9 protein-coding genes are annotated in these 14,746 nt (G+C 35.5%); all 9 read right to left on the reverse strand.

The window, feature by feature from the left end:
- Position 1 precedes the first annotated feature (1 nt).
- The 9 genes from P178_RS0118190 to P178_RS0118230 all read right to left on the reverse strand — a co-directional run bounded on the left by P178_RS0118190 (position 2) and on the right by P178_RS0118230 (position 14,718).
- On the reverse strand, positions 2–1,318 hold the full coding sequence (locus P178_RS0118190) for a TldD/PmbA family protein (RefSeq protein ID WP_027067577.1): 1,317 nt from the start codon (positions 1,316–1,318) through the stop codon (positions 2–4).
- Between the two features lie 28 nt (positions 1,319–1,346).
- Positions 1,347–2,987, reverse strand: a complete 1,641-nt coding sequence (locus P178_RS0118195) for a TldD/PmbA family protein (protein WP_027067578.1) — start codon at positions 2,985–2,987, stop codon at positions 1,347–1,349.
- A gap of 345 nt (positions 2,988–3,332) precedes the next feature.
- Positions 3,333–4,082, reverse strand: a complete 750-nt coding sequence (locus tag P178_RS0118200) for a LytR/AlgR family response regulator transcription factor (RefSeq protein WP_027067579.1) — start codon at positions 4,080–4,082, stop codon at positions 3,333–3,335.
- Between the two features lie 6 nt (positions 4,083–4,088).
- Positions 4,089–7,109 (reverse strand): two-component regulator propeller domain-containing protein, encoded by a 3,021-nt coding sequence (locus P178_RS0118205; RefSeq protein ID WP_155941666.1) that lies wholly within the window; start codon positions 7,107–7,109, stop codon positions 4,089–4,091.
- Positions 7,110–7,172: 63 nt separating this feature from the next.
- Positions 7,173–8,204 (reverse strand): DUF4347 domain-containing protein, encoded by a 1,032-nt coding sequence (locus tag P178_RS0118210; RefSeq protein WP_155941667.1) that lies wholly within the window; start codon positions 8,202–8,204, stop codon positions 7,173–7,175.
- Between the two features lie 9 nt (positions 8,205–8,213).
- The gene (locus P178_RS0118215) at positions 8,214–9,107 is read right to left on the reverse strand and encodes an SH3 domain-containing protein (protein ID WP_155941668.1); all 894 of its coding nucleotides are present in this window, start codon (positions 9,105–9,107) and stop codon (positions 8,214–8,216) included.
- A 21-nt stretch (positions 9,108–9,128) separates the two neighbouring features.
- A complete protein-coding gene (locus P178_RS0118220; RefSeq protein WP_027067583.1) occupies positions 9,129–9,710 on the reverse strand; it encodes a hypothetical protein in 582 nt (193 codons plus the stop codon).
- 310 nt (positions 9,711–10,020) lie between these two features.
- Positions 10,021–12,168, reverse strand: coding sequence for a VIT and vWA domain-containing protein (locus P178_RS22340; protein WP_051638351.1), 2,148 nt, complete (start codon positions 12,166–12,168; stop codon positions 10,021–10,023).
- Between the two features lie 285 nt (positions 12,169–12,453).
- A complete protein-coding gene (locus P178_RS0118230) occupies positions 12,454–14,718 on the reverse strand; it encodes an alpha-L-fucosidase (protein ID WP_081819472.1) in 2,265 nt (754 codons plus the stop codon).
- Between the last annotated feature and the right edge of the window lie 28 nt (positions 14,719–14,746).

The following is a 14,746-nucleotide window of genomic DNA, read 5'->3' on the forward strand; positions in this document are numbered from 1 at the left end:
CCTATACCGCATCAGAAAGACTGGTGAACGTAAAGTCGCGAACCTTCATATATGGTATTAAATTACCATTGATACGCACCTGTTTACCAAGCGTTTCTAAATTGTTTAACATGATAATCGGACTCTCATTAAACCTGAAGTTTTTTACAGGATATTTAATTTTTCCGTTTTCGATATAAAACGTTCCATCTCTAGTTAGTCCTGTATACAGTAAAGTTTGTGGATCTACGCTACGTATGTACCATAAACGTGTAACCAAAATTCCTTTTTTAGTACTCTTGATCAAGTCCTCTAAACTAGCATCACCACCAGCCATGATAACATTGGTTGGGAAAGGAACTGGATCTACTCCTTTTTCTTTTGCCCAAAAACGATCGTAAGCTAAATTTTTAACCGCTCCATTTTCTAACCAAGTTGTTTTCTTTAGCGGTTGTCCTTCTCCATTCCAAGTAGCTGTCGGCACTTCTGGATTCAGTGGGTCTGACCAAATATTTACACGTTCATCTACAATCTTTTCTCCTAATTTATTAGCTCCATCTTTACCAGACATAAAACTTCTACCTTCATCTGCAGAACGTGCATCTAAAGACCTGAACATATTACGTAACAAATCTGAAGAAGCAGCAGGCTCTAAAATAACCGTGTATTTACCTGGTTCAATTGCTTTTGCCTCTCTAGACAATACCGCCTTGTCAATCGCTGTTTTAGCAGCTTCGTCAGCATCAAATTTTGTTACATCATTAAAATCTCTAGAAACCCAACCAGAACCTGTACCATCATTAGTACGCATGGTTACTGTAAAATCTACATCGGTAGATTGATTGTATGCGAACAATCCTTTTGAATTGATCATAGCACTAAAACCGGCAGAATCATTTAAAAATCCTGCTGCAGTTACATCTTTTGCATCTGCTGGAACAATACTACTACTAGCTACTTCTGCCCTGTATTCTGGGGTTATGTTAGCTGTTGCTTCGCTAAAACTAATAGATTCATCGTACATCTGTGGACCCAAAGGCTCCATAAATTCTGGATTCTCTGGTGAAAGGTTTGCCAATTCCTCAGCTCTTCTTACCACTTTTTCTAACGATGCATCATCGAATTCGTCGATAGTTGCCGTACCAGATTTTTTTCCAAAGCTAGACTGTACAGCCAAACTTTGATTGGAACTAAAACCTGATGTTGATACCGTATTACGTGCATATCTAATATTACCGCTATTATAACCGCTTAAATTAATCTCACAGGTATCGGCTTTGGAAAAGCTCAATGCTTTCTCCAATATTTTTCTTGCTTCTTCTTTTGTATAAATTGCCATTGTTGTTCTGTTTTAAGAGTATCCCTAATTAAATAGTTCTACCTGTGTTAATTACGTTTACATCATTGAACCTAGCGGTAGAACTACCGTGAGACACAGCACTAGATTGTGAAGGCTGACCCTTACCGTCAAAGAAAGTTCCAAACAAACGGTAATCGCTTTCATCGCAAATCTTAACACAAGAATTCCAGAACTCCTGAGTATTAGATTGGTAAGCTACATCTTCTAGCATGCCAACAATTTCACCATCCTTAATTTCATAAAACACTGTACCACCAAATTGGAAATTGTAGCGTTGCTGATCAATAGAATAAGATCCACGACCCGCAATATAAATACCTTTCTCAACATCTTTAATCATCTCAGAAATAGAATACTTCTCTTTTCCTGGTTCTAATGATACATTTGGCATACGTTGAAACTGAACATCGTCCCAACTTTGAGCATAGCAACAACCATGAGATTCATTTTGATCGATCATATGAACTTGATCACGTATTGCTTGGAAATTCGTTAGTACACCATTTCGTACCAAATCCCATTTCTTCGTTTTCACTCCTTCATCATCATACCCAACAGCACCTAAAGAACCTACTTGAGTTTTATCGGCTACAAGATTAACTACATCACTACCGTATTGGAAGTTTCCAGATTTTAATTTATCTAAAGATGCAAAACTAGTTCCTGCGTAATTAGCTTCATAACCTAATACACGATCCAACTCTAATGGGTGACCTACAGATTCGTGAATTGTTAGTCCTAAGTGATTAGGCTCTAAAACCAAATCATACTTACCGGCATCAACCGATTTAGCAGTTAATTTCTCTTTAGCCTGTTTTGCCGCAATGGTAGCATCTTCTACCATATCATAGCTATTTCTATATAAACGTAGACCTGCTGGACCTTCTAGTTTTTCAGATTCTAAGCCATCCATATATTCATAGCCCATTCCTACAGGAGCACTCATGTTCTCTCTAGTCTTAAAGTTTCCTTTAGCTTTATCAATAGCAGTTACTCTAAACGTAGGCCATAATCGGTGAATATCTTGATCAATATAAGAACCGTCTGTAGAAGCAAAATACTTCTGCTCATTAACCATGAATAAAGCAGAGTTAACATAATCAGCACCATTGTCCAATGCAGCTGCGTTTGCAGTTAACAATAAATCTACTTTTTCTGAAACCGGTACCTCTTTGAAATTCTTTTTTATAGGTGTTTTCCAAGAAACCTCACCGTATGCATTTACAGGGGCTAGTTTAACTGGATCTTTTTGAATTTTTGAATTTGCTTTTGCAATAGCAACTGCCTGCTCTGTTGCCTTTTTAATTCCGTCTGCAGTAACACTATTTGTTGATGCAAATCCCCAAGTGCCATTAGCTATTACACGAATACCAATACCAAAAGATTCTGTATTCACAACATTTTGTACTTTATCTTCTCTAGTAAACACATACTGGTTTAAGTATCTACCTATTCTAGCATCTGCATATGTAGCACCTAAAGACTTGGCCGTATTTAGGGCAACATCTGCCATGTTCTTTTTAATCAAGACATCCATTCCTGGTTCTAGTAAAGCTTCCGTCGGGATATCATTACCTAGCAATAATGAAGGCATCATTAAAGCTCCGGCACCCAGCCCGGCGTACTGTACAAAATCTCTTCTTTTCATGTGTTAGTTTTAAATTGGTTCTCAAGGATAGATATTCTAAGTGGACATCTTACCTCAACATTTATGGTATTATGAATGTTATAATTGCAAAACTGTATTACTATAACTAAAGACAAAACTTAATATCATCCTTCACAGAATTCGTGACATTAATTACAGCTCTCTAAAAATAGACAGGGTTTTTTAACAATTATGTTAACCTTAACATAAAATATAACTTAAAAATAAGTTTTTGAGAATAATGTAAAAATGGGGTGTTGATTTTTTGTTTTCTCAACTAACTAGAAAAAAAATTAATTATTGATATTCTATAAAGTGATTAGAATACTCTCTTCTAAATTTCACCTACCGATGCATCTTATCTAAAATCTCAATAATCTCAGTTTTCTTACGGACGGATACCGGAACATTCTCTCCATTTTTCAGCATTAAATAACCGCCATCTGTTTTTATGTAGGCGCTGATGCATTGAAGGTTTACTAAATGACTTTGGTGTACGCGTACAAAATCATGACTACTTAAAAGGTCGGCAAAGTATTTTAAGGTCTTTGTTACGAAAATCTTGCGTTTATCTTGAAGGTGGAAAATAGTGTTATTGCTATCAGATTCACATCGTACAATATCATCTAAACTAACAATGATAATCTGGTCTAGCGTATGTAATGATATTTTATTTGGTTTTTTCTCGGGTGCAGAAATAGTCTCTTTTAAAATCTGTAGTCGTTCTTTATTCGGTTGCAGCTGTTCTTTTGCTCTAGATATCGCTAAGCTTAAATCTTCGTTCGAATAGGGTTTTAATACATAGTCGATTGCGGCAAATTTGAAAGCTCGTATGGCAAACTCGTCACTTGCGGTTACAAATATAATCTTGGATTTTAAATCGGGAAAAATCTCTAAAATATCAAACCCTGTACCATCTCCCAGCATAATGTCCAGAAACAGAATGTCGGGCTGATTTTTACGCAAAACCTTGGCAGCTTCCACTACACTCTGTGCTGTGGCGATAATTTCAATATCTGTATGTTGCGTCTCTATATCCTTCTTTAAAAGGGTTAAAGCGTCAATCATGTCTTCTACTATTATCGCTGTATGCATAGGTCTCTAATAATCTGTTAGTAATGGTATTTTAAAGGTAATCTTGGTGCCATTAATACTACCATCTTCATTCTTAATTTCACGTATATGCAGGGTATTTGTTCCTGATATAGATTCTAATCGTTCTTTGGTCACGGTCAATGCCATAGATTGATGGTCTGTTTTTGGCTTTTCATTTTGCGATTTAAAAATACCCAAACCATTATCAATTATGCTGCAATGCAAATGCGTTTTAGAAGTAGTAAACCTTATCGTTAGTTTCCCTGGTTTATCTCCTTTTAAAATTCCATGTCTTATCGCATTCTCTACAAAAGGCTGAATCAACATTGGCGGAATTAAAATATCTTCTGCATCAGGGTTGGTTTGAAAATCAATGGCATACTCAAAAGGTTTTTGTGCCATCAGCTTTTCTACTTCTATATAATGCCTTAGCGCTTTAATCTCTTGATTTAGACTGATATACTCCTTTCTAGAATTCTGAAGGGTTTCTCTAAGTAGAATGGCAAAGCTATTTATGGTCGCATCCATCTTTTCTGGTTTCGTACCTGCCATAGCTTTTACACCATTTAAGACATTGAATATAAAATGCGGATTCATTTGTAATTGCAATGCTTTCTGTTCTAAGGTCAAAAGGTAATTCTGAGTTTTCAAGTGTTCTTGTTCTGCTTTGTTTTTTGCCTTAATCTTACGAATGTAAAACAAGCCAATACCTAATAACACTACAATAGCTAATTCCAAAACAGACCATTGAAACCAGTCTTTTTTATACAGCGGACTATCAATAAAAAAGCTAAATTTTATTGGCTCGCTTTTTTGCCATCTAAAGTTTCTAGATTGTACAGAAAAATCGTGTGGACCATATGCCAGACCAGCAAAATTTTGCTTGTTCTGCTTTACCCACGGACTCCAATCGGTGTCATCTAATTTTGTTCTGTATTCTATTTCATTGGGGTGGTCAACATCTACCGTTCTAAAGGAAAAACCTAGTTGTGTTTGATCGGGAGTTAATTGCAGTACCTTGTCACTATTCGTCCAATCTTTTAAAACTAGTGAATCTATATTTTTATAACGCTCCTCTACCCCCGTAAAATATACTGTTGGTGGTAACGAAGCTTTTTTGCTTTCACTTGGTATATGTTTTGTTAACCCATAAATAGCACCAAACCACAGATTACCTTGTTCATCTTTATCTACCGCATTTAAACAGGTTTCTATCCCTAGAAATCCGTCATTTCTACCAAAGTGATATACGTCTGCAATCTCATTAGCTTTATTCAATTCTATTTTATCGACTCCCCTTTCTGAGCCTGCCCACAGATACCCTTGATCATCAAAAATGAGCTGATAGATATTATTTGAAGATAAATTCTTGCTTCCTTTTAATTGTTGAAAATTTACGGGATTGGTGCTATTTGCATACCAAATACCTTTACCAGAAGTACCTAAGTAGATAGTTTCTTCATGGAAAAAAATTGTACCAATAGCTGTTTGCTGCTCCAAACCAGTTTCAATACTCGTCACCTTATTATTTTCTATATAGCCCAAATGACCATTTTGTGTGGAATACCACAGCTTACCATCTGGACTTTTAACCATGCCTTTTATCAGCATGTCGGTAATTCCATTTCGCTTAGAAAAGGTTTTTCTAACCACCAGGCTGTCAATGTCAGAGTAGTAATTGAATTTTACGATACCATGAGCATAGGTAGCTGCCCATATAAAATCATCATCGGTAATTACGGTACGCACCCAATCTGACGGAAAGCCTTTACTTTCATCAATAATGTGATTGGTGGTTCTTTCAACGGAAACCGTATCTATTTGAATTAAAAAGGTTTCGCTTGACGAGAACACCAAACTATCGACCATTTTAGTTTCACGAAATAGCAGTCCTCTATTATCTGAACCCGCCCAAATATTGCCTTTGGCATCACTGGTAATTGTTTTAATCTTTACATCGAAAAAGGAACCTTCGCTTGGTAATGGATGGATACCTGCAGAATCTATTTTTGATAATCCAGCTTCTGAAGTAGAGAACCATAATCCGTCTGGGGCATTATGAACCGCATAAATACGATTGCCTTTTAAGCCCGTTCGTTGGTCATAATGCTTAAAATTATTCTGAAAGTATTTGTAGAATCCGCCACCAGAAGTTGCAATCCAAAGGTTACCATTGTCATCATTGATTACTTTTCTTATATGCGGAGTAGCTAATCCGCCAGCCGTATTTAATCGTTTTATCTCTGAAAATTTTTCGGTCTCTACAATCGTAATACCATCATTATCAGTGGCTAGCCATAATTCATCTTCATTTTGAATTGACATGGAATTGATGCGCGATGGTTCTGGCATTAAAAACTGATTATCAGTATTCTCTGCGTCCATTATGAAAACGCCATCATCAAATGTTGCGGCAATTATCTTGTTATTATGTAACAGAACCGACTTAAAATTATTGACCTCAACTTTCAATTGTTCAGTTGCAGATTCACTTAATTCATTAAGTTTCCATAAGGCATTATTGGTAGCTAACCAATACCAATTTCCATCAAAAAGTATGGTGTTAATTTCACTTCTATCAATCTCTGGATTGATAGTAATTTTTTGAAGTTGCTTGTTTTTAGAATACCTATAAACTCCCTTTTTAGTTCCAATGAATAGAACGTTTTCTGCGGAATAGATTTGGAGTATTTGGGGAGATTCAAAATTTATAAAGCGATTCTTGACTTTTATAGTTAGTCCTTTTCTACTCCCAACAAATAAAGAATCGTTTGATGTGTATAACGCATCTATATAGTTAGAAGGTAATCCATCACTTTCATTCCAAACTTCAAAGACATTTCCGTCAAAATTTGCTAATCCACCACCTTGTGTTCCCAACCACAAATAACCCATTTCATCTTGCAGTATATCATATACTTGAGACTGTGGTAAACCATCTGCAATTGTATAAGGTCTTAGCTGACTGTTTTGCGCAAACAATTGTATTGTTCCGAAGAAACAAAACACAATCAATACGTATTTCAAATAAAGTTTCAAAAAAAGGTTTTCTATTTTAAGGTTTCAAGTATCATTTTAACGCTGATACCGTTATAATATTTGATACAGCGAAGGGTCATTTACCGTAACGCTTTGATATTCATTTTGGTCATTAGATTGCAAAATAGGTGCCAATACACACAGTACCGTTGTTTTTCCTTTTATTAATAATATATTGCCTTCTACAGTACTTCTCCATCGGAATTTCTCTATCGGAATATTCAATTTAAAAAGTACCTCTGCCATTTCTGGCGATTCTGAAATCCAATCCATAATTACCTCTTTGTTTTCCAATTTAGGCATATCATCCGTGTTGTCAAAAGTAAACTCCCAATCTACCGGAATATTAAATTTGAAACTGTACGCTTCACCAAAAGACGATTCTTGTCTTGTCTTTAAGGCTGTAAACCAATCGACATCTATATCTGGATACGTTTCCTTAAATTCTTTAGAAAGATAAGCAGGTCCTTTAGATTCTGCCGTTGGGTAATAGCCATAATATGGTTTAGCTAAATAATGTTCTGCAAATTTTCCGCCGAATACATTAAAGTATGTTGATGCAGATACTTGTTTTGCTCCCAACGTATTTTTTAGTTCTTGCAACAAATCTTGATTTTCACCTAATCCACAAGAATGAAAAATTACTTCTGAATTTGAAGTTGCTTCATTTTTAATTGACTGAATTTCTTGTTCTTGAATAGCATTCCGTAATGTCTTTACTGTAATGCGCTCGCCAGATTTAGATGTCTTTAATGACACTCCTAACCAAGCATTGCTATGGCTAACAATATGTATTTCATTAAAACGAATGTGATTCTCCTCTGCCTTATTTATAAAATTTATAATCTCATCTATAGAAAACAAATTCGCTACAACCTGCATTTCTTTCTTAGTGAAATACCGTTTTGCATTCGTGTAATACGTATTGTCACCTTCGTCAAAACCTGCAATAAACACTATAGATTCTTGCACTTTCGCTCCGCTAAAAGGCGATGCAAGCGCCGTCTCCGAGCTTTTCGAAAACGGCTTCTTGCAGCCTAGCACTAAAACACAAACCAATACTAAGATTGTATACTTATTCATTTTCATCTTTTAATAGTCCGTACTTACTATAGCATCTTTTGTAATTGCCTGAGCCTTTTCCTTTTTCATCAACTTAGAGCCATTCCAGGTATACGGAGTTGTAATGAATTCTACATTGTTCTGAGACAAAGCATCATCTAGTGTTTTGATGTTTTTTGTAATGGTCGTCTTCAATAAAATAGTACTCTTAACGCCTTGCATATCCGATGGAAAAACAAAAGATTCTGTCTTCAAATAATTGGTGTCTGCATAGTCAATTAAACTAGCCACTTTTTTAAATCTTCCGTTGTTCCAAAAAATATAACTTTTCCCTACTTGGTAGCCAGAATCCGAATCGGCTAAATCTACCGTAATTACATCTTCTACGTTGAATAAACCTAAACTACCATGGTTTTCAATATGAACAGGAATTGCACCTAGGCTATCTAAAACCATTTTGTCTAACTGCACTCCATTTTTAAAAGCACGTAATTGGTATTTTGCTTCTGCAACGCCCGACGCATTCAAAGCGATACTTTCATACCCATATACAAACTTCACCTGATTGTCTGCAATGCTTCCAAAAGATTTTTGAGCAATCATTCCTCCCCAAACCCATCCGGTCTGGTCTCCTGTTGTTACTCTGTACCAGTGGCTTTTTATACCGTTAATTTCCTTGGCATACAAACTCTTTTCCCAAAGCACCATTTTAGTACCAATATCAAGAAGCGTTATCTTCTCACTTCTAACAGAGGGCTTTTCACGAAGAAAAACTTTGTGCGCCAATAAATATTCATAGGTTAGTTCTTCTGCTGGAATTTCCTTGTCCATAATCTCAAATTCTACTTCTTGTGCGTTTTGAGCGAACATGTTTACAAATGCAAATAAGCATAGGAATAAGGCACTTTTCTTTAAATTTCTCATAATTCTAAATTTTAAGGGTTATTAATAATTAATTGCTGATATAGCGTCTTCAGTATCAAAGTCATCATCGTTATCAAAGTCATCATCGTTCCAAGCAATGCTGCGAAGCACCTTAATGTCTTTGATCGTATATGTTTCCGTGTATTGTAATGCTGCTCTTAGAATTGTTCCTTCCTTGCCAAATGATTGATTAGGAAAAATGTAGTGTATGTCTGAAATAGGTTCATAACCATACTCGTTTTTAACACTTGGCAGCGCTATAAAATCATTATCATTGGTTACCAAATAATAGAACTCTTCTGTACTTGCGCAACAGGCATTATATTCTAGGGTTACTTTTAATACTTCCGAAATATTTTCTAATTCCGGATTCTTTAAAACTGAAATGCGTATTTCGTCTAACAATCCAAAATCTGAAATAGTCAATGTCCCTAAACGATTACCTGGGTTCTCTGATACAATTACATCTAGTGCCCATGTATCTTCTTCCTCTTGCCCAATAGTTCTTTGGTTGGCTACATTGTATTTATCCGTTAATTGAAACTCTTGTGCATTGGTAATACAAACACTTAGTACAGCGATAAATAAGATTAAATTTTTCATAGTATTAATTTTAGTTGTTTTGTTTCTACACCTCTAAATTAGGGTAGACATAACGTGTTTTAGATGCTGTTCTAGTATTCGTAGACCTTCATCTAGAATTCGTTGAACATCCAGATTTTATTCAAATTCCACATGTTCTTACTTGGGATTTTTACATTGGAAAATGACCATCAAAAAAGTATACATTAGATATAAAGAAAGGTACGAAGCAATCTCTAATTAGTTAGCAGATTACTTCGTGCCTTGCAAACTTACCTGCCGCCAGGCAGGAACGTTTTTATTAAAACTGTTTACTGAAAACTGATACCGCCTACTTTTTAAGGGTCAATGTCATTTCTTTTTGGACTGATTTCATAGTTATTTCAGAAAAGTCTGCTCTTATTTTATCCTCAGAAATCCATTTTCCATTTTCCAGCTTTTCAACACCGACAAATTTACCTTGGGCATTAAATTTTATGCGTAGACTTTCATACTTACCTAAGTACTTTGTTACTAATTCTGAATACATCACTTTAAATTCCATCGTTACTCGTCTTTTGTCTTTTTTCTCTATTATGCCTTCAAAAGCTATTGTAAAAGTTCGTTTGAACTTGCTGGTTTCTTTGACCTCTGCTTCTGCACCTACGGCGGAATTGTTTACATTATCTGGCATTGGCAAGGGCTGTTTTACTTTCATCAATGAACCGTCTTTATTGACTATGGCTTCATCTACAGCAACAAACGAGGTATAATTGGTAACTAAGTTGTATTTAAGTCCTAGTGCAACCACCTCAGCTTTCACATCTTCATTAAACAGCTTCTTGTAATCATCTAATTCCCCTATTCGCTTTCTAGCCCATAAGTAACGTAATGCTTTGTTTTGCTTACTTAATTGCCCGTCAGATACATTATACACTTCTCTAAATCGTTTTTTACCTTGATACCCGGTTACTATAATTTTACCCTCAGCCTTGCCTCTATATTTACCGTGAACAATAACTGGTCTCGCAGCAAATACATCTGGTATGCTCTTTTGGGCAAGGTCATACATATCAAAGCCTTTTGATTCTATTTTTACTCGTGTTAATAATGGCGTTGAAATGTATTTAGCAAAGTCTTTAGCAACTTCTGCCGCTTCTTCTGATGTCGTTGCAATAAATGATTCGCTGTTCGACACTTTAGCCATACCCTCTATTAAATATCTATTTACACTAGAACCTATACCAAAAGTGAAGACATTTGCTTGATCTAGATTTGAACTAATAAGCTCAAAAGCCTCCTTTTTAACGCTTACATATCCGTCAGTTATAATTACCATAGAACGGGCAACGTTTAAATTTTTCCTTGGTAATTTGTATGCTTCATTTAGTGCACTTAATAATTGTGTTCCGCCACCACCTTGACCTTCGGATAAAAACCGAATGGCTGCTTCAATATTCTGTTCATTAATCTCTACCGGAGTTGGACTGAAAATTGTTGAACTCGATGCGAATAATTGCACATTAAACGTATCCGTCATTCGTAATCCACATAAAAGATTGCGCATTAGTTCTCTTGACACCTCTAAAGGATACCCGTTCATAGAACCCGATACATCAACAATAAATAAATACTCACGTGCCGGAATGTCATCTAAAACAACATTCTTATTGGGTTCCATTTGGTATGTAAAGAAGTTTTCATCTTCGCCTTCGAATAGCAGTAAACCCGATTGTATTTGGTTGCTACGTAGGTTATAATTTAAAATGAAATCTCTGTTCGATGGATTTTTATTTTCCTCGGATAAAAAAACCTCAGCAGTCTTCGCATCTGGATAATTGACATTTACATTATGTGTAGTACTATTAATATTCTGAATGATCATACCCGCATTTAGGGTAACCGTCATGTCAAAATCAAAAGTGTCTGCAATTCCTTTAGCCGTATATGGCATATTGAAGCTTTCTTCATTTACAGCACTTTCTCCCGTAAATCTCGGACCAACAACACCTGGTGCCACAAACTGATATTCGCCATTTACAGGAACCAGTAATTCTGTGTAATAAATAGCAATTGAAATTTCATCACTTGGCATTATATTACCCACATTCATTTGAAATACATTAGGTCTGTTCTGATCTAATTTTGCTGCACGTTTACCTTCATCTATTGCTTTATCGTATACTTTTTGCGCTTCTTGTTTTTCAAATATTTTGGCGTTTACAATTCGGTTGCCTATAGTCATTTGCATTTTATGTACCGCTGCTTTTGTAGAAAGGGGAAAGACATATTTAGCTTCAATTGCCTGGTTTCCTTTATTCTGATATACTTGCGTAACCTTTACATGGGCAATAGTACCCGAAATTTCAACTTCTGTTTTTGAAGATTTTAAGGGTATAACAGCATCTTCGGTAGATACCAATAAATAAGGACTATTATCGTCCTGAGAAAAACCTGCGAAGAACGTGCAACAAAGTAAAATGGTGTAAAATAGTTTCATGATCGTAGTTTTAGATTATTAATTCTGAGTCAAATCTAATCGTGAACAATCGCTATATAGGGTAGCTTTTAGTATTCGTTGGATATCAACTAGAATTCGTTGATTGTAATAAGAGTATAAATACTATTCAATCTTTAAAATACATTTTTAGGCTGGGTGTAGATAAAACGTAGAGATACTTGTAGTGCACTAATAAAGTAATAATCAGCCAAAAATTGAAGCAAAAAAAATGGATTCTACCTCCATGTAAAAAAGGTAGAATCCAATATATAAAGGCAATTAAATTTATTTGTAAAAATCTAACTCGGCAATGGCTGCAGAATCATTTGCGCCTGCAATTTCTAAAGCCATTAGTTTAACATACCGTGTTGAAAATGAACTTTTAAACTTATGCATTCTAGGGGTAGGATCATTAATAAGATTACCAAACTCGAAATTTTCTATTGCTTTCCAATTTTCCCCATCCAAACTACTATAAATGATTCCTTTTTGAATCATTCCTGTAGCAACAGTCGTTGGTGGTGTATACTTAAAAGCACTAATACTAGTCTGCTCCCCTAAATCTAATGTAACATACTGTTTATATATACGGTTCTTTTCAGACTGCCAAAAAGTATCTTTATTTTCATCAATTAGCATATCGCCATTATGTTCTTTAACTGAACCGTTATCATCAATTACTTTCCACTTATTTTTAAGTAAGCCAAAGTTGTGTTCAGACATACTGCCTACTTCACCGTTCATAATTGCTAATGCCTTTACCATACCATTTGCAAATGCAAATGGCTCCTTATATTCAGTAGAACTTTCTGAAGGTAACTCACCGTTTGTGGTATATACAATTTTCATTCCCTTAGTAAGATTACCACTTGCATTTTCACCATGAGGATTCCATTTAAAATCAGTCATTTTAGGTGCTATATCCACTAATCCTAATTTTGTTCTATGCATCTCTAAAACGGGCGGTCTACTTTTGTAGTAATGAGCTGAAACATTTTGTAGAACCGGAATAGCCCTATAATCTAAAATGCGTAATCGAAATTTATTTGTTGTTACCTCAGGAAATCTAAGTATTCTTTTATACCCAATATTTGTACTAGAAACAACCTCTTGCCAGTCTCCATTTATCCAGACATCTAATGCATGTTTAGATACACGCTCACCATGTCTTTTAACATCTTCTTGAATGACAAACCTATTGATCTTAGCCTCTTTTGGTAGTTTAAACTCAAGTATTAATTTATCATTATCTAAAACCATAAATGTATCCTCATTGGCATCCAATAATTCTACAGGACCTTCGGCTTTTTCCAATAAGTCAGTACCATAGGTTTCCTTAATACGCTTACCCGTTTCTTGCAAAACCTTAACATCTTTCTCAGAAAATATACCTTCTCTATTTGGTGGAATGTTCAACAAGAAAATTGAGTTACCACCAACAGACCTTTCGTAGATATCAAAAACATCATCTGTGTTTCTTACCTGCTGTTCATCATCGTTTCTATAAAACCAACCCTCTCTAATAGACGTGTTTGTTTCTGCAGGTTGGTAATGCAAATACTTTCCTTCCATTAGTTTATCTATACTTGCAACATCTTCACCAGTAATATCGGCGAACAAGTTCATTGTTCTTGGATCTTCGGTATATGGTATCGCATTCCACTCCGTATCTCTGGTAGCTCCAGCCTCATTACCACACCATCTTGTGCCTTCTTTACCAAAAACAACCGCGTTAGGCGCCAAAGCTGTAATTAACTTCTTCCAGTCTCTATATTTGTACTGCTGTCCGCCTTTTCTCTTGGGATGGGCACCATCAAACCAAACTTCGTCAATAGGACCATATTCGGTAAGTAATTCAAATAATTGGTTCAAGAAATACTCATTGTAGTCATCGACTTCAAATTCAAATGTTGTTTTATTTTCAAATGGACGACCTTCAACCTCTCTAGGAATTGTGCGTTTGGTATACTTACTTAAATTACCATATAACCCCTCTTTACTCTCAATTTGAAATAAATCTGCAGGCGACAAATAAACCCCTAATTTTATACCAAACTTTTTACAAGAAAGAGACAGCTCTTTTAAAATATCTCCATTACCATCTTCAAAAGGTGAAGACATTACCCCATGTTTAGTATACCTACTTTGCCATAACACAAAACCATCGTGATGTTTTGCAGTTATTATAACCTTTTTCATACCGGCATCCTTCATTGCTCTGCACCACTGGTCAGTATCTAAATTTTTAAGATTAAAAACCGCTGGGTCCTCCATTCCATTTCCCCATTCCAGTTTTGTAAAAGTGTTTGGTCCAAAATGTACAAATGCTATAAATTCATCTTTCAGCGCATTCATTTGATTTTCTGATGGAATTACATGTGCTGCTTTTAGAAGAACAGAATCCCTTGAATCATCGTCATCAATTGGGATAGTATTAGCTGCTGGCAACAATATAGCTTGCTTTGAATTATTGGTACATGAAGAAAAAAACAGTGCCAGAATGGTAATTTGTAAAACGGTGATAAAACTCTTTGTTGTTGGTTTGGTCATTAGTTTGGTATTTGATTTCTTTTGATTG

Source organism: Maribacter sp. Hel_I_7 (genome assembly GCF_000688315.1).
Classification (GTDB): Bacteria; Bacteroidota; Bacteroidia; order Flavobacteriales; family Flavobacteriaceae; genus Maribacter; species Maribacter stanieri.